Origin of the sequence: Pseudomonas monachiensis (genome assembly GCF_047345015.1) — a bacterium.
In the GTDB taxonomy this organism is placed as follows: Bacteria; Pseudomonadota; Gammaproteobacteria; order Pseudomonadales; family Pseudomonadaceae; genus Aquipseudomonas; species Aquipseudomonas monachiensis.
Genome location: NZ_CP178857.1, coordinates 4,029,662 through 4,055,288, shown reverse-complemented (window position 1 = coordinate 4,055,288; position 25,627 = coordinate 4,029,662). Strand labels below are relative to the sequence as shown.

The window sequence follows — 25,627 nt, the reverse complement described above, 5'->3', positions numbered from 1 at the left end:
ACGCGAATTGCAGGTTCGTGCAACCGCATCCGAAAACACTCTGTTAAGATTCGCCATCCTCATTTTCATGTCTGCCAGTGGGCCTTCGGGCTATCGCTGGTGTTTTCGTTTTCTGGAGTTTTGCATGCTGTTGCCCATTCTTCTGTTGTCCGCCGCCGGCTTCACGGTGCTGACCACGGAGTTCATCATCGTCGGCCTATTGCCGGCCATCGCCCGGGACCTGGAGGTCAGCATCCCCCAGGCCGGTTTACTGGTGACCCTGTTCGCTTTCACCGTGGCCGCGTTCGGGCCGTTCCTGACGGCGTATTTCGCCCGCTTCGAGCGGCGCAAGCTGTTCATCTCGGTGCTGATCATGTTTGGCTTGGCCAACACGCTCGCAGCGCTGGCGCCGAATATCTGGGTGATGGCGTTTGCCCGTTTGATCCCGGCACTGGGGCTGCCGGTGTTCTGGGCCTTGGCCAGCGAAACGGCGGTGGATATCGTCGGGCCGGATTACGCCGGGCGCGCCATTGCCAAGATCGGTTTCGGCATCGTTTGCGCCACGGTGTTCGGCATTCCCGTGGGCACGCTGATTTCCGATGCGTTCGGCTGGCGCAGTGCCTTCGCGATTCTGGCGGTCATCGCCTTTGCCAAGGCGTTGCTGCTGTTTATCTATCTGCCCAGGACCAACCTGCACCAGCATCAGGTGAGTTTTCGCTCGCAGTTCAAGATCCTGCGCAGCCCGCTGATGCTCGGTCACGTGCTGCTGTCTGTGATTGTGTTCAGCGGCATGTTCACCGCGTACACCTATCTGGCGGACATTCTTGAGCGCCTGGCAGGCTTCAACGGCACCGTGGTCGGCTGGTGCCTGATGGGCTTCGGCGCGGTCGGGCTGATCGGCAACTCCCTGGGTGGCCGTGCGGTGGATCGTCACCCGTTGATGGCGTCGATGATGTTCTGTGCGTTCATGATCGCCGGCCTGGTGGCGCTGGTGCCGAACATCCATTCGCCCCTCGGCCTGGCGGCGGCGATGGGCATCTGGGGCGTGACCCAGGCGGCGTTGTTCCTGGTCAGCCATGTGCGCCTGATGAAAGCGGCTCCCGAAGCGCCGGCTTTCGCCGCGTCGCTGAACATCGCCGGGGCCAACCTCGGTATCGGTCTGGGGGCGATGATCGGTGGTCGGGTGATCGACAGCGTCGGTCTGCAAGGCCTTGGCTTCGCCGCCGCCGCTTTCATTCTGGCGTCGATCCTGCTGGCCATCGCCCTGATGACCTTCAAGCCCCGCGAAGAGGTCACAGCGCTGTAAACAGCTCGCGTCGGGCACCTTCGGTAATGGCGACAATGCCGGGGTGCTTGACCTTGCGTTCCACTGAGATGGCATAGAACGACTCGCTCACCGCGTCGGTCTGGCCAATCACCTCCACGCCGTATTGGCGTTGCACTTCATCGGCAATCACGCTCGGGCCGATGAATATCCCGCTGCCGGATTGGCCGAAGGCCTGCATCAGGGCACTGTCGTCGAACTCACCGACAATCTGCGGCTGGATCTGCTGCTCGGCGAACCAGCGTTGCAAGCGGCTGCGCACCACGGTTTCCGGCCCGGGAATCAGCAGCGGCGCACCGTGCAGATTGCGCGGAAAGTCGTGTCCATAACGCGCCGCCAGTTCAGGGGTGGCGAAGAAGCTGATCCCGCACTCACCGAGTTTCTGACTGTAGCCCTTGATGTCCAGGTGCGACGGCATCGGGCTGTCGGAGATCACCAGGTCCAGGCGCTGGATCGCCAGGTCAGCCAGCAAACGCTCAAGCTTGTCTTCGCGACAAGTGATGCGCAGCGGTTCGCTCAGTTCCATGGTCGGTGCAATCAGGCGATAGACGATGGACTTGGGCACCACGTCGGCCACACCGACACGAAACAGGATCTGCTGTTCATTGGGTTGTGCCCGCAGCATCAGTTCCAGTTCGCCACCGAGCTGGAACATTTGTTCGGCGTAGGGCAGGGCCTGGCGGCCGGCCTCGGTGAGTTCCAGTTGCCGTCCGACGCGCCGGAACAACTCGATGCCAAAGGTCTGTTCCAGCAATGAAATCTGCCCGCTGATGGTTTGTGGCGTGAGATTGAGCTGCTCACAGGCGCGCACGATGCTGCCGGTCTTGGCCACCACCCAGAAGTAATGCAATTGCCGATAGTTGAGCATGGCGTCCAACACTTCGTAAAAATCGAAGTATAACTGCTAAAAATACGAATTTTCCTGAAGTGTTTGCTTCCCTAGAATGCATCGCTATCAACGGGCCATCGTTTAGGTCCCGTTTGTTCTATCGAGGAAAGCATCATGAAGCTTAAAGCTACGGCACTGCTGATTACGTCTTTACTGGTACTGGCCGGTTGCGACCAGGCCGAGAAAAGCGCGCAACAATTGATGGGCAAGGCTGCCGAAAGCGCCAAACAGGCGATTGACGATACCCACAAGGCCGCCGAACAGGCGCTCAGTGACGCCACCAGCGGGTTGATCAGCAAAAAAGAATCATCGGAAAAAGAATCGGAAAAAACCGAATCTTCCTCCCAGGAAATCTAAACCGTATTACAACGAGTCAGGACTGACCCATGGACTACCTTTTACAACTTGCCGCCAGCCCCACCGCCTGGGTCGCCCTTGCCACCCTGATTGTGATGGAGATCGTGCTCGGCATCGATAACCTGATCTTCATCTCGATCCTGACCAACAAGCTGCCCTTGCACAATCGCCAGCGGGCACGACGCATCGGTATCGGCATGGCGTTGATCCTGCGCCTGGGCTTGCTGAGCACCATTGCGTTCATCGTCCAGTTGACCAATCCGGTGATCGAGATTCTCGGCCACGCGTTCTCCTGGAAAGACATGATCCTGATTGCCGGTGGCCTGTTCCTGTTGTGGAAGGCGACCACCGAGATCCATCACAGCATGGACCCGGCACCGGAAGATCCGAAATCGGCGACCTCGACCGTGACCCTGGGCTTTGCTGCCGCGATCGGTCAGATCCTGATGCTGGACATGGTGTTCTCCATCGACAGCATCATTACCGCTGTCGGCATGACCGAGCATTTGCCGATCATGGTCATCGCGGTGGTGGTGTCGGTACTGGTGATGTTGCTGGCGGCTGATCCGCTGGCCAAGTTCATCAACGACAACCCGACGGTGGTGATGCTGGCCCTGGGCTTCCTGATCATGATCGGCATGACACTGATCGCCGAAGGCTTCGGTGCCCATGTACCGAAAGGCTACGTCTATGCGGCCATGGCATTCTCGGCTGCGATCGAGGTGTTGAACATGATGTCCCGTCGGTCCAGGGAGAAGCGGGCAGCCACCGAGGCCTGACCCACGCTGAACGAAACGGCCGCCTGAACTCGAAGGAGTGCAGGCGGCCGTTTTTGTTGGTCTCGGGTAAAGGTGTGGTGTGGTCAGTGAGCGTTGGCGTGTTGGTTCGGCGTCTTGTCCGCTTCCGGCGCAGGAGCCGGCTGGACAGGATAATGGTGGCGGCGAGTGATGCGCAGCACGCCCCACAGCATGGCGGCAGCTACCGCCAGCCAGCCGCAAACCAACATTACAATGATCATGGTCAGGCTCATCTGTGCCTCCTCTTTGCCCTTCTATGGGCACTCACGCTTCGCTGTCGTCTCTTCAGTGAACAGTCTAGCCGTTGCTGCATTTCAGGCTATTGACCGAAAGTCGTCTGTCCCCAACCAGTTCGCTCTATCGAATGCACTCCGCTACCGTTTAGAGCTATACCGTAGCGGCGCGGCGACCTATGATCGACGCCCAAGCCGGGAATGGGATTGCCTGGCGTCTGAACCTGAACAAGAGAGAGATGATGGTGCGGGTATTTTCTCGAATTTTGTCGACCATGCTGATCGCCGGTTGCGTGGCAAGCCTGGCGGGCTGTGCCGGGAGCGTTGCGCCCGAGATCAAGCGCCTGCCGGAACGAGTCGAACTCAGCGGCCGGTTCTACCGGGGCGATGCGTATCAAAGCGGGCCGCAGGTGCTGGCCAGCATGCTGTCCCAGCAGGGCATCGTGATTACCCCGGGACTGCTCGACAAACCCCTGCATTTGCCGGGAGGCGAAGCCCAGTTACAACAGAACATGCAGAACCTGGCCCGCGAGTACGGGATGGTCGTTTACCCCCTCGATAGCAACCTTGCCGCCCTGTTGACCCAAGTTGCCGCCGGTTATCCAGTGATGGTGCGCTTTACCGAAGGCTCGGCCATGTGGGCCGAACCGCGTTACGCCATTCTGGCCGGCTACAACCGCCAGAAGCAGACGGTCCTGGTGCGGGCCGGGATGAACCGCCGCGAACTGATGAGCTTCAGTTCCTTCGAGTCGGCGTTCAAGGATGCCGGTGGTTGGGCGGTGCTGATCCAGAATCCGAGCCAAATCCCGGCCCAGGTCGATCAGCAGCGTTGGCTCAAGGCCGCCAACGATCTGGCCCAGGCCGGTCAGGAACAGGCCGCCGCCAGGGCGAAAAAAGCCTTGGCCAGCCAGTAAGTCCGTTGGTCACCCGCCGGGCACCATTGCCCATGGTCAGCCTCTGATCTTAAGGGCCCGGAACATTGCTTCGGGTCCATATCAGGAGGTACCCATGGCTCATTCCAAAACGCCCGTCGGTCCGCACTCGTCTGAACATTCGTCTGGTGATGAGCTGGGTTTCGATCCCGACTCCCCGGACCTTGCCGATCCTCAGGTCGACCCGATCGGGCCTGCCAAGGCACCGAGGGACGTGAAGCCGGGTGACAACCCCAAGGCTCCGGCCAAGCCCTATGATCCACTGGGTGACCTGAAGCCTTAGGTCCAATGGAGGTGCGTATGTCTACCGATTCCAGTTTCGACGACAAACGTCCGGAAACTGTCCCTACAACCCCCGAGCAAAGCACCGATCCGGTGATGGATCCCGACAGCCCGTTGCGCGATCCCCTGGCGCGGCCAACGGTGGTGCCCACTGAAAAGCCGAAGGGTTGGAGAGATCCAAGTACTGGTGACGGCATCCCGGATGACGACCAGATGCCGCTGCCCAACGACTGAAGATCCGGCGAAAAAAAGCCCCGAATGATCGGGGCTTTTCGTGCGCTGCCGCTTGGTTACTTCGACGCTTCAACCACGCCGCTCTGGCGCTGCTTGAGGTTCTTGTCTGCCTTGTACTGCAAGGCGACGGAAGGCACGTCAGCACTTTTTCCGCTCTCTACCCAATTACGCATGCGCGTGGCATCGGCAAAATGGGTGTACTTGCCATAGGCGTCAAGGATCACCAAGGCCACCGGACGGTTACCCATTCGGGTCACCAGCACCAGGCAGTGACCTGCTTCGTTGGTGAAACCGGTTTTTGTCAGCTGGATGTCCCAGTCCTGCTTGCGCACCAAATGGTCGGTGTTGCGGAAACCCAGGCTGTAGTTCGGTTTGCGAAACGAAACGGTCTTTTCCTTGGTTGTGCTCAGTTCGGTCAGCAGCGGGTACTTGTGCGCGGCGATCAACAGTTTGCTCAAATCGCGAGCTGTCGAAACGTTGCGCGGCGAGAGCCCTGTCGGTTCGACGAAATGGGTATTGGTCATGCCCAAGGCCCGGGCCTTGGCGTTCATTGCAGCAATGAACGCGGCATAGCCACCCGGATAGTGGTGGGCCAGGCTTGCCGCGGCCCGGTTTTCAGATGACATCAGGGCAATCAGCAGCATTTCCCGGCGCGGCAGTTCGCTCTTGAGCTTGACCCGGGAGTACACACCTTTCATTTCCGGTGTGTCGCTGATGTTGATGTTGATGTATTCATCCATGTTTTGCCGGGCTTCAACCACGACCAGGCCGGTCATCAATTTGCTGACGGACGCGATGGGAACGACGACGTCCGGATTGCTGGCATAGATGACTTTGTTGGTCTGCATATCCAGCAGTAAAGAGCTGCCGGAGGCGAGTTTGAGTTGCGAGGTGTCTCGAGGCGCTGCCGTGGTTTCGCCAGCGCTGGCGATTGGCGTGATGAAAGTCCCTGTAACTGCAAAAAATAGGCTCAGGATGGAAAGACGGATTTTCACGCTGGCAGACTCGTAAGGTGTTGATAAGCCGTTTTGTAACGGGCTATTTCGTAAAAAGCGCGACATTCTGGAGTATGGCTGAATAACTGTCGATGGTTGATCAAGTAACAGGTGAAAGTCCTGAGAAACATGAAAAGAAAGTCATTTTCCGGCAGGCGGTCGGTGTTTTTCGCGGGCAAAAAAAACCCCGCCAGGGCGGGGTTCCTTGTCACGCTGAACGCGTGCGCGTTGAAACTCAGCTGTGCAGGGTTTCAGCAGCGTACAGGGTGTTTTCCAGCAGGCAGGCTCGGGTCATCGGGCCGACACCGCCCGGTACCGGAGTGATCCAGCCGGCGCGGGGCAGGGCGGTTTCGTAGATCACGTCACCGACCAGCTTGCCATCGTCCTGGCGGTTGATGCCGACATCGATCACGATCGCGCCTTCCTTGATCCATTCACCCTTGACCAGGCCCGGCTTGCCGGCAGCGACGACGACCAGGTCCGCACGGCCGACATGGCCGGCCAGGTCCTTGGTAAAGCGGTGGGTGACCGTCACGGTGCAACCGGCCAGCAGCAATTCCATGGCCATTGGGCGGCCAACGATATTGGATGCGCCGACGACAACGGCATCCATCCCGTAAAGGTCGACACCAGTGCTTTCCAGCAGGGTCATGATGCCTTTGGGGGTGCATGGGCGCAGCAGCGGGATTCGCTGGGCCAGGCGGCCGACGTTATAAGGATGGAAACCGTCGACGTCTTTATCCGGACGAATGCGTTCCAGCAGCCTGGAGGCGTCCAGGTGCTCGGGAAGCGGAAGCTGAAGCAGGACGCCGTCGATTGCAGGATCGTCGTTCAGGCGATCGATCAGCTCGGTCAGCGCTTCTTGAGTGGTTTCCGAAGGCAGGTCATAGGCTTGGGATAGAAAGCCGACCTCTTCACAGTCTTTACGCTTGTGCGAGACATAAACCTGAGAGGCAGGATCGCTGCCGACCAGGATCACCGCAAGGCCGGGCGTGCGCAGGCCTTGCTGGCGACGCTCGGTGACACGTTGGGCGATCTGCTGGCGCAGGCTGGCGGCGATCGATTTGCCGTCGATAAGTTGTGCAGTCATTGCGCGTGATTAACCATCGAGAGGGGAAAAAAAGAGAACGCATTCTCGCATGTCATGCGGTGAGGGCAAAGGCGCTTGGTCTGCAAATTCCCCTAACTCCTTTAATTAAATGAATTTTTTTTAAAAAGGATTTGACGACCTTCGGGTGGCTCTATACTATTCGTCGCACTTGTCGGGCACAGCCTAGCACTGGTTAGGAAGGTTGAGCGGGATTACGATTCTGCGAGACTGGAAAGCACTTAGTTTGTAGTCCTCCAAGGTTACAGCTAACAAGGCGCCCGTAGCTCAGCTGGATAGAGCATCCGCCTTCTAAGCGGATGGTCGCAGGTTCGAGTCCTGCCGGGTGCGCCATTAGGCAGCTTTGGCACAAGTAACGCGATATGGTGGGCGTAGCTCAGTTGGTAGAGCACGGGATTGTGACTCCCGTTGTCGTGGGTTCGATCCCCATCGTCCACCCCATATTTCGAAAGGCGCCAGATTAACAGTCTGGCGCCTTTGCTTTAAAGGCTTCACCCGCGGATGTGGTGGAATTGGTAGACACACTGGATTTAGGTTCCAGCGCCGCGAGGCGTAAGAGTTCGAGTCTCTTCATCCGCACCAATTAAAGCTTCACTCAGGCATTTGGCCTGGCTGGAGCTTGATAAAGAAGTTTGTTTGGCTTCTTTAACAGGCAATATGGTGGGCGTAGCTCAGTTGGTAGAGCACGGGATTGTGACTCCCGTTGTCGTGGGTTCGATCCCCATCGTCCACCCCATATTTCGAAAGGCGCCAGATTGAAAAGTCTGGCGCCTTTTTTGTTTCAGTGGCCGCAGGTTCCGGGTCGCAGGGGCAGGGTGTTTCGTCGTATTTATGTTTCTCGATGATGCAGTCCTGCCCGCCGGCCTTGCTTGCGAGATCGGCTGTCAGGGAGATGATTGGCTGCCTTCTCTATATAGGGAAAGGTTGGCGCAGAGCCCTGGCGTGATTGGTTGTATTTGCCATCGGGGCGAGGTGCATTCGTGCATTCGCACCTATAAATTGCCTGCTGCGTTTTTACCCGTTTTCAGTAGGGTGACTTCTTGAGTTTGACCCACTAGAATGCATGCCCTTGATTCTGGGGTCGGAAACGGCCGGCTAACGTCTGTGCAACGAGGAATATCCATGCAAGTTTCTGTTGAAAATACTACTGCTCTTGAGCGCCGCATGAGCGTCACCGTGCCGGCTGAGCGCATCGAGAGCCAGGTCAACAAGCGTCTGCAGCAGACCGCCCAAAAGGCCAAGATTGCTGGCTTCCGTCCAGGCAAAGTGCCAATGAGCGAAATCAAGCGCCGTTTCGGTGCTGACGCTCGCCAGGAAGCTGTAGGCGACGTGATCCAGTCTTCCTTCTACGAAGCTGTGGTTGAGCAGAAGCTGAACCCGGCTGGTCAGCCTTCGATCGAGCCAAAATCCCTGGAAGCGGGCAAGGACCTGGAATACGTAGCCGTATTCGAAGTGTTCCCTGAGTTCACCGTTGCCGGTTTCGAAGGTATCACCGTAGAGCGCCTGAGCGCTGACGTGACTGACGCCGATCTGGACAAGATGCTGGACATCCTGCGCAAGCAGAACACCCGTTTCGAAGTGGCCGCTCGTGCTGCCCAGAACGAAGACCAGTTGAACATCGATTTCGTCGGCAAGGTCGACGGTGAAGTGTTCGCCGGCGGTTCCGCCAAAGGTACCCAGCTGGTTCTGGGTTCCGGCCGCATGATCCCTGGTTTCGAAGATGGCCTGGTTGGCGCAAAAGCCGGTGAAGAACGCGTTCTGAGCCTGACTTTCCCAGAGGACTATCAGAACCTGGACCTGGCTGGCAAAGCCGCCGAGTTCACCGTGACCGTCAACACCGTTTCCGAGCCAAAACTGCCAGAACTGACCGAAGAATTCTTCGCTCAATTCGGCATCAAGGAAACCGGTCTGGAAGGCTTCCGCGCCGAAGTTCGCAAGAACATGGAGCGTGAGCTGCGTCAGGCGATCAAATCCAAGGTCAAGAACCAGGTAATGGACGGTCTGCTGGCCACCAACCCGATCGAAGTGCCAAAGGCCCTGCTGTCCAACGAAGTTGACCGTCTGCGCGTGCAGGCTGTTCAGCAGTTCGGCGGCAACATCAAGCCTGACCAACTGCCGGCCGAACTGTTCGAAGAGCAAGCCAAGCGCCGCGTAGTGCTGGGTCTGATCGTGGCTGAAGTGGTCAAGCAATTCGACCTCAAGCCTGACGAAACCCGCGTTCGCGAGATGATTCAGGAAATGGCTTCGGCCTACCAGGAGCCTGAGCAAGTTGTATCCTGGTACTACAAGAACGACCAGCAACTGAACGAAGTTCGCTCGGTTGTGCTGGAAGAGCAAGTTGTGGATACTGTTCTGCAGAAAGCTAGCGTGACCGACAAATCGGTCTCTTACGAAGAAGCGGTCAAGCCGGTAGAAGCACCACAAGCCGACTGATCACTTTTGCGATAAGAAGCAAACACCATAAGCCAGCCTTCGAGCTGGCTTATGCGTATTCAAGACATAACTATTTGGGAGTGACTGCAGAGCATGTTCCGTAATTCGTATATTCAGCAGAACTCTGATATCCAGGCCGCAGGCGGCCTGGTCCCGATGGTTGTCGAGCAGTCCGCTCGTGGCGAGCGCGCCTACGACATCTACTCGCGTCTCCTCAAGGAGCGGGTGATCTTTCTGGTTGGTCCGGTAGAGGACTACATGGCCAACCTGATCTGTGCGCAATTGCTGTTCCTTGAAGCGGAAAACCCGGACAAGGACATCCATCTCTATATCAACTCCCCGGGCGGTTCGGTGACTGCAGGCATGTCGATCTACGACACCATGCAGTTCATCAAACCCAACGTGTCGACCACCTGTATCGGTCAGGCGTGCAGCATGGGCGCGTTCCTGCTGACGGCCGGTGCACAAGGCAAGCGTTACTGCCTGCCGAACTCGCGTGTGATGATTCACCAGCCACTGGGCGGTTTCCAGGGCCAGGCCTCGGATATCGAAATCCATGCCAAGGAAATCCTCTTCATTCGCGAGCGTCTCAACACGCTGATGGCCAAGCACAGCGGGCGCACTCTCGAAGAAATCGAGCGCGATACCAACCGCGACAACTTCATGAGTGCAGACGCCGCGCGTGAGTACGGTTTGATCGATGAAGTGATCAGCCAGCGTCCTGCTTAAAATAAGCAGCTCAAAATAAGGTTGGTCGGCGGGTCCGACACCTGCGGGCTTGAAAAAGCCCGCAATAGCCTTCATCTTGTGTTGCAAGCCTATCGGATTTGGATCGAACGAATGACTGACACCCGCAACGGCGAGGACAACGGCAAGCTGCTCTATTGCTCCTTCTGTGGCAAAAGCCAGCATGAAGTACGCAAATTGATTGCCGGCCCCTCGGTCTTTATCTGCGACGAGTGCGTCGACCTGTGCAACGACATCATCCGCGAGGAGGTGCAGGAAGCACAGGCCGAAAGCAGTGCGCATAAATTGCCTTCGCCTAAAGAAATCAGCGGCATCCTTGATCAGTATGTGATTGGTCAGGAGCGTGCGAAAAAGGTTCTGGCCGTAGCGGTGTACAACCACTACAAGCGCCTGAACCAGCGTGACAAAAAAAATGACGACGTCGAACTCGGCAAGAGCAACATCCTGCTGATCGGCCCGACAGGCTCGGGTAAGACCCTGCTTGCCGAAACCCTGGCCCGCTTGCTGAACGTTCCGTTCACCATCGCCGACGCAACCACCCTCACCGAGGCGGGTTACGTGGGTGAAGATGTCGAGAACATCATTCAGAAGCTGTTGCAGAAGTGCGATTACGACGTGGAAAAGGCCCAGATGGGCATTGTCTATATCGATGAAATCGACAAGATTTCGCGCAAGTCTGACAACCCGTCGATCACCCGGGACGTTTCCGGTGAAGGCGTGCAGCAGGCCCTGCTCAAGTTGATCGAAGGCACGGTCGCTTCCGTTCCACCGCAGGGTGGTCGCAAGCATCCGCAGCAGGAATTCCTGCAGGTCGACACCCGTAACATCCTGTTCATCTGCGGTGGCGCGTTCTCGGGTCTTGAGAAGGTCATTCAAAACCGTTCCACCAAGGGTGGCATCGGTTTCAACGCAGAAGTGCGCAGCAAGGAAGAAGGCAAGAAAGTCGGTGAATCCCTGCGTGAAGTCGAGCCTGACGATCTGGTCAAGTTCGGTCTGATCCCGGAATTCGTCGGTCGTCTGCCGGTACTTGCCACGCTCGACGAGCTTGACGAGGCTGCACTGATGCAGATCCTCACCGAGCCGAAAAATGCCCTGACCAAGCAGTATGCCAAGCTGTTCGAGATGGAAGGCGTGGATCTGGAATTCCGGACCGACGCTCTGAAATCGGTCGCCAAGCGTGCCCTGGAGCGTAAAACCGGTGCCCGTGGCCTGCGTTCGATTCTCGAAGGTGTATTGCTCGACACTATGTATGAAATCCCCTCGCAGTCCGAGGTGAGCAAAGTAGTGATCGATGAAAGCGTGATAGAGGGCAAGTCCAAGCCACTGTATATCTACGAGAACAGTGAGCCGACCGCCAAGGCCGCGCCAGACGCTTAAGTGTCACGCAGCTTGAATAAAGAAGGGGCCTTCGGGCCCCTTTGCTTTTGTGGAAGCTGGCCTGCCAGCGAAGGCGAACTGACAGCCAATCTGATTTTCCGGGTGTGTCCGGACCATCACAAACGCTGCCATCGGTTGCAATCTTTTAAGTCGTACTTTTATCCGCTTGTTTTTTTCCAAAGCAGCCCCCATCTTGGTTTCAAGCTTACTTCCATCTGTTTACGGCCTTACGGCCGCCGTAGAGGCGAAATCATGAAGACAACCATCGAATTGCCTCTCCTGCCATTGCGTGATGTCGTGGTTTATCCGCACATGGTTATCCCGCTGTTCGTGGGGCGCGAGAAATCCATCGAAGCCCTCGAGGCTGCGATGACGGGTGACAAGCAGATTCTTCTGCTGGCCCAGAGAAACCCGGCTGACGACGATCCCGGTGAAGATGCCCTGTACCGCGTGGGTACGATTGCCACTGTTCTGCAGTTGCTGAAGCTGCCTGACGGAACGGTCAAGGTTCTGGTCGAAGGTGAGCAACGGGGCGCTGTCGAGCGCTTCAGCGAAGTGGATGGCCACTGCCGTGCCGAAGTCTCCCTGATCGACGAAGTTGAAGCGCCGGAACGCGAGTCGGAAGTGTTCGTTCGCAGCCTGCTGTCCCAGTTCGAGCAATATGTGCAGTTGGGCAAGAAAGTCCCGGCTGAAGTCCTGTCGTCGCTCAACAGCATCGATGAACCGGGTCGCCTGGTAGACACCATGGCCGCGCACATGGCCCTGAAGATCGAACAGAAGCAGGAAATCCTCGAAATCATCGACTTGTCGGCCCGGGTCGAGCACGTCCTGGCGCTGCTGGATGCCGAGATCGATCTGCTGCAAGTCGAAAAACGCATTCGTGGCCGCGTCAAAAAACAAATGGAGCGCAGTCAGCGTGAGTACTACCTGAATGAGCAGATGAAGGCCATTCAGAAAGAGCTCGGCGACAGCGACGAAGGTCACAACGAAGTCGAAGAGCTGAAAAAGCGTATCGACGCCGCCGGCCTGCCGAAAGATGCGCTGGCCAAGGCAACGGCCGAGCTGAACAAGCTCAAGCAGATGTCGCCGATGTCCGCGGAAGCGACCGTGGTGCGTTCGTACATCGATTGGCTGGTTCAAGTGCCGTGGAAGGCCCAGAGCAAGGTGCGCCTGGACCTGGCGCGTGCAGAAGACATTCTGGACGCCGACCACTATGGCCTGGAAGAGGTCAAGGAACGCATCCTCGAATACCTCGCCGTGCAAAAGCGCGTGAAGAAAATCCGTGGTCCGGTGTTGTGCCTGGTCGGTCCTCCAGGTGTGGGTAAAACATCCCTGGCGGAGTCGATCGCTCACGCCACCAACCGCAAATTCGTGCGCATGGCCCTCGGTGGCGTGCGTGATGAAGCGGAAATTCGTGGTCATCGCCGTACTTACATTGGTTCGATGCCAGGAAGATTGATTCAAAAGATGACAAAAGTGGGTGTCCGCAACCCGCTGTTCCTGCTCGACGAAATCGACAAGATGGGCAGCGACATGCGTGGCGATCCGGCATCGGCGTTGCTGGAAGTGCTCGATCCTGAGCAGAACCACAACTTCAACGATCACTATCTGGAAGTCGATTACGACCTGTCCGATGTGATGTTCCTGTGCACCTCGAACTCGATGAACATCCCGCCAGCGTTGCTGGACCGGATGGAAGTGATCCGTCTGCCGGGCTACACCGAAGACGAGAAGATCAACATCGCCGTCAAATACCTTTCGCCGAAGCAGATTACGGCCAACGGCCTGAAGAAAGGCGAGCTGGAGTTTGACGCGGAAGCGATCCGCGACATCATCCGCTACTACACCCGTGAAGCCGGTGTGCGTGGGCTGGAGCGCCAGATTGCCAAGGTCTGCCGCAAGGCGGTCAAGGAGCATGCGCTGGAAAAACGCTTCTCGGTGAAGGTCACCGCAGACATGCTGGAGCACTTCCTGGGCGTGCGCAAATTCCGCTATGGCCTGGCCGAACAGCAGGATCAGATCGGTCAGGTGACCGGGCTGGCGTGGACTCAGGTGGGTGGCGAACTGCTTACCATCGAAGCGGCCGTCGTGCCGGGCAAGGGCCAGTTGATCAAGACCGGTTCCCTGGGTGACGTGATGGTCGAATCGATCACCGCGGCCTTGACCGTTGTTCGCAGCCGGGCGAAGAGTCTGGGGATCCCCCTGGACTTCCATGAGAAGCGTGACACGCACATCCATATGCCGGAAGGGGCGACCCCCAAGGACGGCCCTAGCGCCGGTGTAGGCATGTGCACGGCCCTGGTATCGGCATTGACCGGTATTCCGGTACGCGCGGATGTCGCCATGACCGGCGAAATCACCTTGCGTGGCCAGGTATTGGCCATCGGCGGCTTGAAAGAGAAACTGCTGGCTGCCCATCGTGGCGGAATCAAGACCGTGATCATTCCTGAAGAGAATGTGCGCGATCTCAAAGAGATTCCGGACAATATCAAGCAGGATCTACAGATTAAACCGGTTAAATGGATTGACGAGGTCCTGCAAATTGCGCTGCAATACGCGCCGGAGCCCTTGCCGGATGTGGCTCCGGAGATAGTCGCGAAGGATGAGAAACGCGACGCAGATTCTAAGGAAAGAATTAGCACGCATTAGTACGTATTTGCCTGGGGGGCTTTCTTGACAGCTTTTTAGAGCCCTTGTTATAAAGCGGCTCTTAAGTGTCTGTAGGCCATTCAGCACTCGTTTTTGCTTTCACCAAAAAAACTTAGAATCATACTCAAATAGATATAAGGGGACTTAGAGTGAACAAGTCGGAACTGATTGATGCTATCGCTGCATCCGCTGATATCCCGAAAGCTGCTGCTGGCCGTGCGCTGGACGCTGTAATCGAATCCGTCACTGGCGCTCTCAAGGCTGGCGACTCTGTTGTTCTGGTTGGTTTCGGTACCTTCTCCGTAACTGATCGCCCAGCTCGCATTGGTCGTAACCCACAGACCGGTAAGACGCTGGAAATCGCAGCAGCCAAAAAACCAGGTTTCAAAGCCGGTAAAGCACTGAAAGAAGCTGTCAACTAAGTTCGATTCAGGTTTTTACCCATCCGGGTCAGGTCATGCCTGACTTGGCAGCGGAGCGGCAGTCCTGACTGCAGGTCGCCGGTTCAAGACACCGAGGGTCGCCAGTTCGAGCCCCTCGATCCGCTCCGCCAGTTACGAGAAGGCGCATCCTCGGATGCGCCTTTCTTCTATTCGGATTCTACCCACGCTCCACGGTTGCCTAATTTTTGAAGTTCAACCGTTTCTGGGGGACGCATGCTGCAGAATATCAGGGACAATTCACAAGGCTGGATTGCCAAGACTATTATCGGGGTCATCGTTGCACTGATGGCTTTGACCGGTTTCGACGCCATTTTTCAGGCCACGACGAACAAGAATGAAGCGGCGAAGGTCAATGGCGAAGAAATCAGCCAGAACGAGCTGAGCCAGGCGGTCGATATGCAACGCCGTCAGCTCATGCAACAGCTGGGCAAGGATTTCGATGCTTCCTTGCTCGATGAAAAAATGCTGCGCGAGTCGGCTCTCAAAGGCCTGATCGATCGCAAACTGCTGCTGCAAGGCGCAGAAAACTCGAAATTCGCTTTTTCCGAAGCGGCTCTGGATCAGGTCATCCTGCAAACGCCTGACTTTCAGGTGGATGGCAAGTTCAGCTCCGAGCGTTTCGACCAGGTGATTCGCCAACTCGGCTACACCCGCATGCAATTCCGCCAGCTGATGGCTCAGGAAATGCTGATTGGTCAGTTGCGTGCCGGTCTGGCCGGTAGCGGTTTCGTGACCGATGCACAGGTGCTGGCGTTTGCCCGTCTGGAAAAACAGACCCGCGATTTCGCCTCCCTGAACATCAAGGTCGACCCGGCGGCGGTGAAGCTGACCGACGATGAGGTCAAGGCCTATTACGACGATCACGCCAAGGAATTCATGACGCCGGATCAGGTGGTCATCGATTACCTCGAGCTGAAGAAGGCTTCCTTCTTCGATCAGGTCAGCGTCAATGACGAAGACCTGCAGGCGGCTTATCAGAAAGAAATCGCGAACTTGTCCGAGCAACGCCAGGCGGCGCACATTCTGATTGAAGTGAACGACAAGACCACCGAGGCGCAAGCCAAGGCGAAGATCGAAGAGATCCAGGCCCGTCTGGCCAAGGGTGAGAAATTCGAGGCGCTGGCCAAGGAATTCTCCCAGGATCCTGGTTCGGCGAACAACGGCGGTGATCTGGGTTATGCCGGTCCTGGCGTCTACGACCCTGCGTTCGAAAAAGCCCTGTATTCGTTGACCAAGGATCAGGTTTCCGCGCCGGTTCGCACCGATTTCGGGTTCCACCTGATCAAGCTGTTGGGCGTGGAAGCGCCTGAGGTACCGACATTCGCCAGCCTGAAAGACAAGCTGACCCGCGAATTGAAGGCCCAGCAGGTCGAACAGCGTTTTGTCGAGGCGACCAAGCAGCTGGAGGATGCCTCGTTCGAAGCGTCTGATCTGGCTCAGCCGGCGCAGGACTTGAAACTGACCGTCCACACGTCCAAGCCGTTCGGCCGGGAAGGTGGTGAGGGTATTACGGCCAACCGTGCGGTGATCACGGCTGCGTTCAGCCCGGAAGTCCTGGATGAGGGGGCGAACAGCACCGCCATCGAGCTGGATCCTGAAACCGTGGTCGTGTTGCGTGCCAAGGAGCACCTGAAGCCTTCGCAATTGCCGCTGGAAAGCGTCTCTGCCGCGATCCGTGTGCAATTGGCCAAGGAGCACGCCAGCGCCGATGCCAAGACCAAGGCTGACGCCCTGATTGCCAGCCTGCGCGACGGCACGACCCCGCTGGATCGGGTGATCGACGGCCAGTCCTGGAAAGTCACCGACGCGGCGACTCGTACCCAGGAAGGGATCGACCCTGCGGTGCTGCAAGCGCTGTTTCGCATGGCGAAGCCTGCGGCCAAGGATAAACCGACCTTCACCAGCGTGACGCTGGCTGATGGCAGCCTGATGATCGTGCGCCTCAATGGCGTGAACGAAGCCGCGGCACCGACCGAAGAAGAGAAAGCACAGTATCGTCGCTACCTCGCTTCCCGCATCGGCCAGCAAGACTTCGCGGCTTACCGCAAGCAGCTGGAAAGCCAGGCGGAGATCAAGCGTTACTGATGCCTGACCAGGTTTAACGCGGTACATGAGACCCCGGCCGAAAGGCCGGGGTCTTTTTGTTTGGCCGTACGTCATTTGCCGCGGTGACTTTTGCGCAAAACCGGGGTCAATCAGCCTGTAACCGTTTTAAGACACGATCGATGCTCCGCTAAGCATCGATCTGTTGCACAATACGCCCCGAACCGTTTTCCTCAGGATGTTCAATGTTTAAATCACTTCCCATGCGGGTTGTCGGGCTGGCAGCCGTGTTTGCCACCGCGGCTGGTTGTTCATCGAACAAGGCCGCCATCTATGAGCATGAGAATTTCGACGACTCCGGTACCTTTTCCCGAAACTATCCGGTCAGCGATACCCAGAGCTGTGAGGCCGCCCGTCGCGCCTTGCTCAGCCAGGGTTACATCATCACCAGCAACGATCCGAAGCTGGTCAGCGGTCACAAGAGTTTCCAGCAGACCGGCGAGAATCACATGGAGATCAGCTTCAGTGTGGTCTGTGCCGATGACGGCAGCGAAGGGCACCACGCGACCATATTCGCCAATGCCCTGCAGGATCGTTATGCGCTGAAGAAGACCAACAACTCCGCCAGTCTCGGTGTGGGTGTGTTGGGCTCGGTATCGATGCCGATCGGCTCCTCAGATGACTCGATGGTCAAGGTCGCCAGCGAAACCGTATCGTCCGCCAAGTTCTACGAGCGTTTCTTCGCACTGGTCGAGTTGTTCCTGCCGCCGGAAGCGAAAAAGGCCGCGCACATCCCCGAAAAGCCGAAAACGGACCTGGGAATGCCTGAAGCCAAGGCAGCATCGGCACCGCTGGCACCGGCCCCGGCAGTGACTCCTGCTGTAGAACCTGCTGCGCCCGCACCCGTAGAAGCGGTTCCAGCGGCCTCCGAGCCGGTTGCCCCGCCTCCTGAAGCGGCGCCGATTACCCCGGTTCAGAACGCCGAGCCGGCGCCTTCGGCAGAAACCATCACGCCACCGACTAACCCGACGGACATACCACCGCCGAGCGAGCCGATTCAGGCGATTCCTGTCTCTGGCCAGTGATCGATCGCGTTACGGGATCGGCCAGCGAGTAACGATCCCGTAGCGGGCGCAAAGATTGACCCTCATCAACAAGGTCCGCTGTTCTGCGGCCTTGCGCGAAAAAACCGATGATAAATTCCTGACCAGCTGCTACGTTTTATTGAGTAGCGACAGAGTGTCGTGCCCGCGTCATTTTTCTTTCATGCGGGCGCATTATGCTCAGGGAATTGGTTATTTATTCAGACGGTTGGGGAATTCAAATATGGACGATTATCAAGAAGAGCTGCTCGAGTACCAGGCTTTTGAACTTGACCCACTGGAGCCGGCGGAAGACGCTACCGAGTTGTAGGCATCAAGCGGATTGGCGATGGCTGCGGCGAAATTCGCCGGGTGTCTGCCCGTTCCAGCGTTTGAATGCGCGTTGAAACGCTTCGGCTGAGGCAAAGCCCAGCAGGTAGGCGATCTCTCCGAACGCCAGTTCGGTGTCGCGTATGTAAGTCATGGCCAGGTCGCGGCGGGTGTCGTTGAGAATTGCACGAAACTGTGTGCCTTCATCGGCGAGCTTGCGGCGCAAGGTCCAGGTGGGCAGCTTCAGGCGTGCCGCCACCTCCTGCAGGTCGGGCTCCCGGCCACCATTGAGCAAGGGTCCCAGCAGCGCGATGATGCGTTCACGCAGGCTGCGGGTGCGTGTCAGTTGTTCCAGTTCCCGCTCACACAGTTGCAGCAAATGTCGCCAGGTGCTCGGGCAGTGCTCGGGGTTGCGCTGGGCGAGACTGGCCAGGCTCAAGCGCAGTTGATTGCGTTCGCCGCCAAACTGGATCGGACAGTCGCCCAACACGTCATAGGCCTGGCGGTAGCCGGGCTCCTCGAATTCGATCTCGATACGTTCGGCACGCAGCGGGGCAGGGCTGACACTGGACAATTGCTGTAACCAGCCGGCGATGATCGAATCCACCACAAAGCGGTTGTAGGCGTTATAGGGGCTGATCGAGTAGAACCGCAGCCAGGCGCCCCGGGCGTCTTCGTGAAAGCTTGATTGACCGCGATAATTGGAGCCGTACAAGGCTTCGAATCGAATCAGGCAGCGCGCGGCTTCTCGTACCGTCGGTGCCTGGGCCGCGGTGACGCCAGCGAGGCCGGCCTGGCTCAGGCGACTGAGCTGACCCATGCGCAGGCCAAGGGCCGGATTGTCGGTCAGTTGAATGGCACTGTGGCCCAGGCGCATGTAGCGCGGTATCGACAGCCGGGCGCCGGCTTCGCTGAGGCGCGCGGCATCTAGACCGTATTGATCGAGCAGTGGCTGTGGATCGACACCGTGACTGCGTACGGCATCGGCCAGGCTATGTACAAAGCCCACCGACAGATCGCCGAGGCGCATCGGCTGTGGATTCATGGCCTACAACCAGAGGTTCAGCAAGCGCGCACCATGGGCGTTGCCATCGGCAAAGTGCTGGCCGTTGCTGCTGAGGAAACTATGCCCGGCGCTGCCCTGGTCCCAGAACTGACCCCGAAGGAACACGCTCATGCCAGCGACGGCCTGACTGGCCGGCATCCGGGTCGTGAGGGTCAGGCGCTGCCAGGCCTGGCCTTCACTGACTTCTCCAGGTTTCAAGCCGACCGACGCCGGCGCCGACGAACCCCTGTAGCCGCGCCACGGTTGATCCCAAGTGCCACGGCCGGAAACAAAGGCCGGTACCGCAACCAGCTGTACGCTTTGGTCGTTGAGCTTGAGGTAGTTTTCCGGGTACCAGCTGTCGTGGCCGATCAATACGCCCAGCCTTCCTGCGGGGGTATCAACGACGTTGAGCGAGTGCTCACCGTTCGCCTTGATCCCGTTCTGTTCTGCGAAGAACGGGTGTATCTGGCGCTGGGGCTGGCCGATCGGCAGGCCTTCGCTGTTGAACACCACGCTGCTGTTGTACAGCGCGCCGCGGCCGATTCTCAAGGTGCCGTCGATGATGCTCGGTTCGGGCAGCACGATGGAGCCCGCGACCAGTGTCACGTGGAACTCCCTGGCCAGGCCTCCGAACAATGTCTGGTAGTCCCTGGCCATTGCCTTGGCTTTCATGCGCAGGTGGGCATCGTCCAGACGGTTGCCGCCCTCGGCGCTGATCAACGCCTTGGCGAACTTCAGGGGATTGCTTACCGCCAGCCAGTTCATGGCCTCTTTGAGGGTGCTGGCCTGATACAGCTCATCCTTTTCACCGCTGACCATCAGCCAGGTACCGACGTGCTCCGGCAACACGACGACGGTCTTGCCGTTCAGCAAACCCTGGTCCCGGGCTGCCTGCAGATAGGCTGCGAGCTTGCGGTGCAAACGCTCGGGACTTTGGTAGTCGGTAGGAAACAGTTCGGGCTGGATGCCCAACAGGTTGCCACGGTCCGCAGGCGTGCCCTGGTCGACAGCGAGGCTGATCCGCAGGTCCGAAAGGTAATGACCCACCGGCCGGTCTGCGGCCCACATCGCGTAGGTCGTGAGGGCGGCGAGCAACGCCATGGAAAATGTCAGGTACAAAAGTTTGCGCATGGGGAGACAGTTTACAGCCTGGAGCCTGGCGTGGCTTTTGATTTGGAGCTGGATCGAGCATAAAGGGAATCAAGGGTTTAGTGGGTAGCTTTCAGCGATGACTGTTTTTTTGCTGGCGGCTGCCTTTCTGTGCTCAGACGGGGCAATGAATGGCTGGGTGGGGGATCATGGGAGGAGGGGCGCCGGTCAGCCATCATTTTGCGCGACCGGCCGGCAGGTGAGCGTCAGTTGGTGACCAGCAGTTCCGGGCCGAGGTAGTTGTTGATCTGGTCGATATCGTCGTCGCCCAGACTGCCTACCGAAGAGGCCAGGCGCAGGCGCGACATCAAATAGCGTAACTTGGCATCGAACAGATCGTGGCGTGCGACGAAGAGCAGTTCTTCAGCATTGAGGACATCCGAGTTGGTGCTGGTGCCGCCTTCCTTGAAGCCCTTGCGTGACGATGCCAGTGAGCGTTCGTTGGACGCGACGGCTTTCTCCAGCGCGCGAATGCGTTTGGCACCGCTCAGGATGCCTTGATACTCACGGGTGGTTCCGGTGATGACTTCCTGTCGTGCGGCGTCGAGTTCGTCCGTGGCCTTATCGCTATTGGCGCTGGCCTGGCGTGTCAGCGCGCTGACGCCGCCACCACTGAACAGCGGGATATTGACTTCCAGCCCGATCGAGCCGTAGTGGTTACGTTGATTCAACTCGGAGAGTGATTGGCTCTCACCCGCGGTGTAGCCGGCGATGAAATCCAGGGTTGGCCAGTGGCCGGCACTGGCACGCTTGACCTCCTCTTCGGCGAGGTCGCGGCTATAGCGGCGCGCATGGATCAGTGGGCTATCGACCTGGGCTTTGACCAACCAGTCCTGAAGGTTGCCTGGTACCAGCGGTGGTGTATCGAAACTCGGACGCAAGGTGGTCAGCGATTCGGGGGTTTCACCGATGTATTCCTCGAGCTTGCGGCGCGCGTTGACCAGGTTGTCTTGTGCTTCGATCAGTTCGGCTTCGGCGAGGTCGCGGCGAGCGGTCGATTCGTCGACGTCGGTGACGGTGCCGGCCCCCAGTTCCAGGCGCCGTTTCGCCGAGGCGAGTTGTTCGTCGAAGGCGCTCAGCTTGGACTTTGCCAGGGTGATGGTTTCGCTGGCCAGGAGCACATCGAAATAGCTTTCGGCCAGGCGCACTGCGGCGTCCTGGCTCTTGGCATCGAATACCGCGTTACTGTAGTCGGCACGCTGCTGACCCTGGCGGTACTCGGCCATTTTCTGTTTGTTGAACAGTGGTTGGCGCAGGCGCACGTTAGCGCCCTTTGAGTCGTAATGGAGATCTCTGTCGATGTTGTTCTGGCTTTGGGAGCCATTGACCTTGTTGTTGTAGGCCGAGGCATTGATCTGCGGTAACAGGCCGGCCTTGCCGATGGCGCGGTTCTCCTGGCCGGCCTCTTTTTCATGCACGGAGGCCTGGTAGATGGGGCCCTGGAACTGCAACAGATCCCAGGCTTGCTTGAGGTCCATGGCGTCGGCCGGCAAGGCCAACCCCATCAGGCAGAAGAGCAGGCAATGACGGTCCATTTCATTGTTCCTTGAATGAGCTGTCCACACGTTCGAGCATTGGTTTAAGAAGATAGCTCAACATATTGCGTTCGCCTGTCTTGATGGTGACGCTGGCAGGCATGCCAGGGCGAATGTGATTGGTGCCAAGCAGGCCCATGCCATCGGGGGTGACTTCCACCTGGGCCAGATAGAACGGCTGCTTGCTTTCCTCGTCCATCAGGCGGTCGGCGGAGATGGTCATCACTCGGCCGGGTATGTTTGGTGTCTTGGCATGGTTGAAGGCCGGGAAGGAAATGTCCACGGGCAGTCCGGGGACCATCTTGTCGATGGCCTGCACGGGAATCATCGCGTCGACCTGCAACGGTTCGTTGAGCGGAACGATTTCCATGATCTTGAAGCCGGGCTGAATGATCCCGCCGACGGTGGCGATGCTCAAGGCCTGGACCATGCCATCGATCGGTGACCGAATCACCGTGTGGGTCACTTCATAGTCAAGTGCGCGCAAGCGATCGGCCAGGGTGGTGTTTTCCTTGGCGGTTTCCGTCAACTGCGATTCGACTTCTTTCAGGTAATCGTGCTGGCGCTGCAGGATGCGCAGCTTGATTTCGGTGGTCTGGCTACGCACCCGGGCGATGTTGTTGAGGTTCTCGGCCTGGCCGGCGGAAAGGTCGGCGTTGCTGCGCTCCAGCTCAAGCAGGCGGTTGCGCGGTACATAGCCTTCGGCGGTCAGCACGCGGGTGCCTTGCAGTTCCTGGTTGAGGAAACTGATTTGCGAGGCGCGGGCACTATAGACTTGCTGCAGGCCCTTGAGCTGCACGGCCGACGCCGCCAGGTTCTCCTGCAGGATGCTGATCTCACCCGCGAGACCGGCGCGCCGGGTGTCGAGCAGGCGCTGTTGCAGGTCCATGGCGGCTTCCAGGCGGTGGTCATCCTTGAAGCGCTTTAGCAGTTCAGGATCAAAGTTCACCACGTCGCGGTTGTCACGCTCCGCTTCCAGACGGTTTTCCACCGTCTTGCTGACGATGTACTGGGCGCTGACCGCTCCCTGTTCGGCAAGGGCACGCAACGAGTCGAGGCGGACTACCTCCTGGCCTTTTGTCACTAGATCGCCTTCGCGAACGAGGATGGCTTCCACGGTGCCGCCGCTCAGATGCTGCACGGCTTTGCGATTGCTGGTGACCTTGACCGTGCCTGTCGCTACCACGCCGGCATCCAGCGGCGCCAGCCATGACCACAGGAGAAAGCCGCCGAAGCCGGCGAGCACCAGCCACACGCCCCAGCGCGCGGGTTTGCCGACGTCCAGGTCTACCATGCTCCTGGAATCGGCTGTAATCATGTCGGTATGTTGGCTCATTTGCATGATCGGTCACTCCCGTGCTTTGACGGAGGCCAGCGGAGTCGACGCGCCTGCAGGGATCACACTGGCCTTGCGCAGCGCTGCGAATACTTCATCGCGCGTACCGAGCATCTGCACGCCGCCGTCACGCAGCATCAGCACCTTGTCGACGGCGCAGAGTACGTTGGGACGGTGAGAAATCAGAATGACGGTGGCGCCACGGCCCTTGAGTTCGGCCAGGGCATCGACCAAGGCCTTTTCGCCGACGTCGTCGAGGTTGGCGTTCGGCTCGTCCAGCACGATCAGATTGGGCTCGCCATACAACGCCCGGGCCAAGGCGATGCGCTGCTTCTGGCCACCGGATAGCGGGCTGCCATCGGTGCCCAGGCGGGTGTCATAGCCCTGCGGAAAACGCAGGATCATCTCGTGTACACCAGTGATCTTGGCGGCGCGGATCACTGCTTCGCTGTCCACTTCACCAAAGCGCGCAATGTTGTCGGCGATATTGCCCTCGAACAGCTCCACGTCCTGTGGCAGGTAGCCGAGCCAGGGGCCAAGTTCGCCCTTGTTCCAGTTGAATATGTCTGCGCCGTCCAGGCGCACCTTGCCGGCTTGGGCCGGCCAGACGCCAACCAGCAGGCGGGCGAGGGTGGACTTGCCCGAGGCGGATGGGCCGATGATGCCAAGGCTTTCGCCGGGGACAAGGCTGAAGCTCACCCCGCGCAGAATCGTGTTGTTGGTACCCGGGGCTCCGGCATACACATTCTCTACCGCCAGCATGCCCATTGGCCGCTGCAGCGACATGCTCGGTGGCCGGCGCGGATAGTCGTGCAGCATCTCGTTGAGCCGGCCCCAGGCCGTACGGCAACCGAGCAGTTGTTTCCACGATGCGATGACCTGTTCCACCGGACCCAGTGCGCGGCCGGTGAGGATCGAGCAGGCAATCATCATCCCCGGGGTGATCTTGCCTTCGATCGCCAGCAGCGCGCCGGCGCCGAGGATCAAAGACTGCAAAGTGATCCGCACGAAGCGCCCGGTGCTGCTGATAAAGGCGGCGCGGTCGGAGGCCAGGGTCTGCATTTCCAGAATGCGCAAATGACTTTGGAACCAGCGCTTGCTGATCGACGGCAGCATGCCCATGGCCTCGATGACCTCGGCGTTGCGCAGGTTGTTGTTGGCATATTGGGCGGAGGAGAGGGAGGCCTGATTGGCTTCGGCCAGCGGCTTCTGCGTCGCCTTTTCAGTGAGCCAGGCCAGGCCCATCAGAATCAGTGAGCCGATCAGCGTGATCAGTCCGAGTATCGGGTGAATCAGATAGGCGACCAGCAGGTAGATCGGCGTCCACGGTGCATCGAAAAACGCGAACAGGGAGTTGCCGGTGACGAACTGACGAACCTGGGCGAGGTCTTGCAGGGCCTGGGCCGGGTTACCTCCGGCGCGGCTCAGGTTGCGCTCGAATGCCGCGGTGAAAATGCGTCGGTTGAGGTCCATGTCCAGGCAGTTGCCGACCCGGATCAGCACGCGGGTGCGAACCATCTCCAGTGTGGACATCAGCAGGAACAGACCCACCACCAGAACCGTCAACATCGCCAGCGTCGTGACGTTGCGACTGACAAGGGCTCGATCGTAGACCTGCAGCATATAAATAGCTGGCGTCAACATCATGACGTTTATGACGCCGCTGAACGCTGCCAGCGAATAAAAACTGCGGCGCATGCGAAAGAGCGCGTCGGCCAGTTCGGAACGGATGCTCGACTGCTTGGGCATGTTGATCCTCCCACTGCGAAAAGCCGATTGCCCCTGAGGCGCAACAGCTAACAGTAAATGTAGCCCTGTAAACAGCTTTTGGACACGCAGGCTGGTCGCTCTGTGGATGGCGAGTCTTCCGAAATCGCTGCGTTGCTCCCTTATGCAGCAGCGTAGGTGGCGGTTAAACAGTCCGAAATAACATTTCGCTCTATACCAGCACACAACTTTCTATATGTCTTTTAAAAACAGCTACTTGAGATGCCTACCACCAGTCGTCTGTTTTAACGACGTAATATTGACAAAGATTTGCTATGGAACTTTAGTCTTAGTTATCGGGGGGCCCGCCCGCCTGAAGCCTGCCATTGCTTTGGCAGCGCAAGGCGCGGTGTTTTTCCCGAGAGGAGCAGAATCATGTCGATCATTTCGTTCTTTTGCAGAGGGAAGGGGCTTTCCAGGACGTTTGCCTTCACTTCCAGATTCCATGGCCCGCCCAGGGCTCGAATCCGCTCTGCCTGATCGCCCGGCGAGCAATTCATATCGCGAATTCCAGGCGCGAATCCCGGGTCCCGGGTAACGCCAGCTCTCGCAAAAAAA

At 58.4% G+C, this 25,627-nt stretch carries 24 protein-coding genes and 4 tRNA genes; 18 read left to right on the top strand and 10 right to left on the bottom strand.

The genetic code is table 11. The features are described 5' to 3' along the window. Window positions 1–124: 124 nt before the first annotated feature. Window positions 125–1,285, top strand: coding sequence for an MFS transporter (locus ACMDB8_RS18235; protein WP_008048831.1), 1,161 nt, complete (start codon window positions 125–127; stop codon window positions 1,283–1,285). Here ACMDB8_RS18235 and nhaR read toward each other — a convergent pair. After that, complete coding sequence (gene nhaR / locus ACMDB8_RS18230; RefSeq protein ID WP_056722345.1) at window positions 1,272–2,171, bottom strand: transcriptional activator NhaR; 900 nt, start codon at window positions 2,169–2,171, stop codon at window positions 1,272–1,274. The two genes, ACMDB8_RS18235 and nhaR, sit on opposite strands and share 14 nt — an antisense overlap. A gap of 135 nt (window positions 2,172–2,306) precedes the next feature. Here nhaR and ACMDB8_RS18225 point away from each other — a divergent pair, with 135 nt between their 5' ends. Then, window positions 2,307–2,549 (top strand): hypothetical protein, encoded by a 243-nt coding sequence (locus ACMDB8_RS18225; RefSeq protein WP_008048837.1) that lies wholly within the window; start codon window positions 2,307–2,309, stop codon window positions 2,547–2,549. A 29-nt stretch (window positions 2,550–2,578) separates the two neighbouring features. After that, the gene (locus ACMDB8_RS18220) at window positions 2,579–3,328 is read left to right on the top strand and encodes a TerC family protein (protein WP_056722343.1); all 750 of its coding nucleotides are present in this window, start codon (window positions 2,579–2,581) and stop codon (window positions 3,326–3,328) included. Window positions 3,329–3,411: 83 nt separating this feature from the next. Here ACMDB8_RS18220 and ACMDB8_RS18215 read toward each other — a convergent pair whose 3' ends face one another. Further along, a complete protein-coding gene (locus ACMDB8_RS18215) occupies window positions 3,412–3,579 on the bottom strand; it encodes a hypothetical protein (RefSeq protein ID WP_177336458.1) in 168 nt (55 codons plus the stop codon). 179 nt (window positions 3,580–3,758) lie between these two features. Between ACMDB8_RS18215 and ACMDB8_RS18210 the strand changes: the two genes are divergently transcribed. The 3 genes from ACMDB8_RS18210 (at window position 3,759) to ACMDB8_RS18200 (ending at window position 5,027) form a co-directional block, all read left to right on the top strand. Then, window positions 3,759–4,493: a peptidase C39 family protein gene (locus ACMDB8_RS18210; protein ID WP_056722341.1), complete on the top strand. Its 735-nt coding sequence runs from the start codon at window positions 3,759–3,761 to the stop codon at window positions 4,491–4,493. A gap of 94 nt (window positions 4,494–4,587) precedes the next feature. Further along, window positions 4,588–4,794: a DUF6021 family protein gene (locus tag ACMDB8_RS18205; protein WP_056722339.1), complete on the top strand. Its 207-nt coding sequence runs from the start codon at window positions 4,588–4,590 to the stop codon at window positions 4,792–4,794. 17 nt (window positions 4,795–4,811) lie between these two features. Next, window positions 4,812–5,027, top strand: a complete 216-nt coding sequence (locus tag ACMDB8_RS18200; RefSeq protein WP_007977127.1) for a hypothetical protein — start codon at window positions 4,812–4,814, stop codon at window positions 5,025–5,027. Window positions 5,028–5,083: 56 nt separating this feature from the next. On the opposite strand, the gene pbpG is transcribed toward ACMDB8_RS18200, so the two are convergent. Both pbpG and folD read right to left on the bottom strand, forming a co-directional pair. Further along, entirely contained in the window at window positions 5,084–6,022 is a 939-nt protein-coding gene (gene pbpG, locus ACMDB8_RS18195; protein WP_056722336.1) for a D-alanyl-D-alanine endopeptidase, read from the bottom strand. A gap of 235 nt (window positions 6,023–6,257) precedes the next feature. Continuing rightward, on the bottom strand, window positions 6,258–7,112 hold the full coding sequence (gene folD, locus ACMDB8_RS18190) for a bifunctional methylenetetrahydrofolate dehydrogenase/methenyltetrahydrofolate cyclohydrolase FolD (RefSeq protein WP_046043051.1): 855 nt from the start codon (window positions 7,110–7,112) through the stop codon (window positions 6,258–6,260). A 274-nt stretch (window positions 7,113–7,386) separates the two neighbouring features. Between folD and ACMDB8_RS18185 the strand changes: the two genes are divergently transcribed. The 12 genes from ACMDB8_RS18185 (at window position 7,387) to ACMDB8_RS18130 (ending at window position 18,235) form a co-directional block, all read left to right on the top strand. Beyond that, window positions 7,387–7,463 (top strand) — tRNA-Arg (locus ACMDB8_RS18185). 32 nt (window positions 7,464–7,495) lie between these two features. Next, a tRNA-His gene (locus tag ACMDB8_RS18180) sits at window positions 7,496–7,571 on the top strand. Between the two features lie 56 nt (window positions 7,572–7,627). Next, window positions 7,628–7,712: transfer RNA gene (locus ACMDB8_RS18175), tRNA-Leu, on the top strand. A 78-nt stretch (window positions 7,713–7,790) separates the two neighbouring features. Next, window positions 7,791–7,866 (top strand) — tRNA-His (locus ACMDB8_RS18170). Window positions 7,867–8,252: 386 nt separating this feature from the next. Continuing rightward, window positions 8,253–9,563, top strand: a complete 1,311-nt coding sequence (tig, locus tag ACMDB8_RS18165; protein ID WP_056722332.1) for a trigger factor — start codon at window positions 8,253–8,255, stop codon at window positions 9,561–9,563. Window positions 9,564–9,656: 93 nt separating this feature from the next. After that, entirely contained in the window at window positions 9,657–10,292 is a 636-nt protein-coding gene (gene clpP / locus ACMDB8_RS18160) for an ATP-dependent Clp endopeptidase proteolytic subunit ClpP (protein WP_015094302.1), read from the top strand. Between the two features lie 111 nt (window positions 10,293–10,403). After that, window positions 10,404–11,687, top strand: a complete 1,284-nt coding sequence (clpX, locus tag ACMDB8_RS18155) for an ATP-dependent Clp protease ATP-binding subunit ClpX (protein ID WP_008048848.1) — start codon at window positions 10,404–10,406, stop codon at window positions 11,685–11,687. Between the two features lie 252 nt (window positions 11,688–11,939). Continuing rightward, a complete protein-coding gene (lon, locus tag ACMDB8_RS18150) occupies window positions 11,940–14,336 on the top strand; it encodes an endopeptidase La (protein ID WP_056722330.1) in 2,397 nt (798 codons plus the stop codon). Between the two features lie 149 nt (window positions 14,337–14,485). Further along, entirely contained in the window at window positions 14,486–14,758 is a 273-nt protein-coding gene (locus tag ACMDB8_RS18145; protein WP_002552737.1) for an HU family DNA-binding protein, read from the top strand. 234 nt (window positions 14,759–14,992) lie between these two features. Continuing rightward, window positions 14,993–16,864 carry a SurA N-terminal domain-containing protein gene (locus ACMDB8_RS18140; protein WP_409078860.1) on the top strand — a complete coding sequence of 624 codons (1,872 nt, stop codon included), beginning with the start codon at window positions 14,993–14,995 and terminating at the stop codon, window positions 16,862–16,864. 203 nt (window positions 16,865–17,067) lie between these two features. Further along, window positions 17,068–17,907: a DUF2242 domain-containing protein gene (locus ACMDB8_RS18135; protein ID WP_409078859.1), complete on the top strand. Its 840-nt coding sequence runs from the start codon at window positions 17,068–17,070 to the stop codon at window positions 17,905–17,907. A 55-nt stretch (window positions 17,908–17,962) separates the two neighbouring features. Then, window positions 17,963–18,235 (top strand): hypothetical protein, encoded by a 273-nt coding sequence (locus tag ACMDB8_RS18130; protein WP_156385718.1) that lies wholly within the window; start codon window positions 17,963–17,965, stop codon window positions 18,233–18,235. A 3-nt stretch (window positions 18,236–18,238) separates the two neighbouring features. Here ACMDB8_RS18130 and ACMDB8_RS18125 read toward each other — a convergent pair whose 3' ends face one another. The 6 genes from ACMDB8_RS18125 to ACMDB8_RS18100 all read right to left on the bottom strand — a co-directional run bounded on the left by ACMDB8_RS18125 (window position 18,239) and on the right by ACMDB8_RS18100 (window position 25,569). Then, window positions 18,239–19,279, bottom strand: coding sequence for an AraC family transcriptional regulator (locus ACMDB8_RS18125; RefSeq protein WP_056722325.1), 1,041 nt, complete (start codon window positions 19,277–19,279; stop codon window positions 18,239–18,241). Between the two features lie 3 nt (window positions 19,280–19,282). Next, complete coding sequence (locus ACMDB8_RS18120) at window positions 19,283–20,413, bottom strand: nitrilase-related carbon-nitrogen hydrolase (protein ID WP_409078858.1); 1,131 nt, start codon at window positions 20,411–20,413, stop codon at window positions 19,283–19,285. A 224-nt stretch (window positions 20,414–20,637) separates the two neighbouring features. Continuing rightward, complete coding sequence (locus tag ACMDB8_RS18115) at window positions 20,638–21,966, bottom strand: TolC family outer membrane protein (RefSeq protein ID WP_056722321.1); 1,329 nt, start codon at window positions 21,964–21,966, stop codon at window positions 20,638–20,640. A 1-nt stretch (window position 21,967) separates the two neighbouring features. Further along, entirely contained in the window at window positions 21,968–23,308 is a 1,341-nt protein-coding gene (locus ACMDB8_RS18110; protein WP_056722318.1) for an HlyD family type I secretion periplasmic adaptor subunit, read from the bottom strand. A 6-nt stretch (window positions 23,309–23,314) separates the two neighbouring features. Then, on the bottom strand, window positions 23,315–25,051 hold the full coding sequence (locus tag ACMDB8_RS18105; protein WP_056722316.1) for a type I secretion system permease/ATPase: 1,737 nt from the start codon (window positions 25,049–25,051) through the stop codon (window positions 23,315–23,317). A 311-nt stretch (window positions 25,052–25,362) separates the two neighbouring features. Next, complete coding sequence (locus tag ACMDB8_RS18100) at window positions 25,363–25,569, bottom strand: hypothetical protein (RefSeq protein ID WP_056722315.1); 207 nt, start codon at window positions 25,567–25,569, stop codon at window positions 25,363–25,365. Window positions 25,570–25,627: the final 58 nt, after the last annotated feature.

Excerpts from the sequence above, each read along its gene's own strand:
- ACMDB8_RS18235 (WP_008048831.1), top strand. The coding sequence starts at position 125 with ATGCTGTTGCCCATTCTTCTGTTGTCCGCCGCCGGCTTCACGGTGCTG.
- nhaR (WP_056722345.1), bottom strand. The coding sequence starts at position 2,171 with ATGCTCAACTATCGGCAATTGCATTACTTCTGGGTGGTGGCCAAGACC.
- ACMDB8_RS18225 (WP_008048837.1), top strand. The coding sequence starts at position 2,307 with ATGAAGCTTAAAGCTACGGCACTGCTGATTACGTCTTTACTGGTACTG.
- ACMDB8_RS18220 (WP_056722343.1), top strand. The coding sequence starts at position 2,579 with ATGGACTACCTTTTACAACTTGCCGCCAGCCCCACCGCCTGGGTCGCC.
- ACMDB8_RS18215 (WP_177336458.1), bottom strand. The coding sequence starts at position 3,579 with ATGAGCCTGACCATGATCATTGTAATGTTGGTTTGCGGCTGGCTGGCG.
- ACMDB8_RS18210 (WP_056722341.1), top strand. The coding sequence starts at position 3,759 with ATGATCGACGCCCAAGCCGGGAATGGGATTGCCTGGCGTCTGAACCTG.
- ACMDB8_RS18205 (WP_056722339.1), top strand. The coding sequence starts at position 4,588 with ATGGCTCATTCCAAAACGCCCGTCGGTCCGCACTCGTCTGAACATTCG.
- ACMDB8_RS18200 (WP_007977127.1), top strand. The coding sequence starts at position 4,812 with ATGTCTACCGATTCCAGTTTCGACGACAAACGTCCGGAAACTGTCCCT.
- folD (WP_046043051.1), bottom strand. The coding sequence starts at position 7,112 with ATGACTGCACAACTTATCGACGGCAAATCGATCGCCGCCAGCCTGCGC.
- tig (WP_056722332.1), top strand. The coding sequence starts at position 8,253 with ATGCAAGTTTCTGTTGAAAATACTACTGCTCTTGAGCGCCGCATGAGC.
- clpP (WP_015094302.1), top strand. The coding sequence starts at position 9,657 with ATGTTCCGTAATTCGTATATTCAGCAGAACTCTGATATCCAGGCCGCA.
- clpX (WP_008048848.1), top strand. The coding sequence starts at position 10,404 with ATGACTGACACCCGCAACGGCGAGGACAACGGCAAGCTGCTCTATTGC.
- lon (WP_056722330.1), top strand. The coding sequence starts at position 11,940 with ATGAAGACAACCATCGAATTGCCTCTCCTGCCATTGCGTGATGTCGTG.
- ACMDB8_RS18140 (WP_409078860.1), top strand. The coding sequence starts at position 14,993 with ATGCTGCAGAATATCAGGGACAATTCACAAGGCTGGATTGCCAAGACT.
- ACMDB8_RS18135 (WP_409078859.1), top strand. The coding sequence starts at position 17,068 with ATGTTTAAATCACTTCCCATGCGGGTTGTCGGGCTGGCAGCCGTGTTT.
- ACMDB8_RS18125 (WP_056722325.1), bottom strand. The coding sequence starts at position 19,279 with ATGAATCCACAGCCGATGCGCCTCGGCGATCTGTCGGTGGGCTTTGTA.
- ACMDB8_RS18120 (WP_409078858.1), bottom strand. The coding sequence starts at position 20,413 with ATGCGCAAACTTTTGTACCTGACATTTTCCATGGCGTTGCTCGCCGCC.
- ACMDB8_RS18115 (WP_056722321.1), bottom strand. The coding sequence starts at position 21,966 with ATGGACCGTCATTGCCTGCTCTTCTGCCTGATGGGGTTGGCCTTGCCG.
- ACMDB8_RS18110 (WP_056722318.1), bottom strand. The coding sequence starts at position 23,308 with ATGCAAATGAGCCAACATACCGACATGATTACAGCCGATTCCAGGAGC.
- ACMDB8_RS18105 (WP_056722316.1), bottom strand. The coding sequence starts at position 25,051 with ATGCCCAAGCAGTCGAGCATCCGTTCCGAACTGGCCGACGCGCTCTTT.
- ACMDB8_RS18100 (WP_056722315.1), bottom strand. The coding sequence starts at position 25,569 with ATGAATTGCTCGCCGGGCGATCAGGCAGAGCGGATTCGAGCCCTGGGC.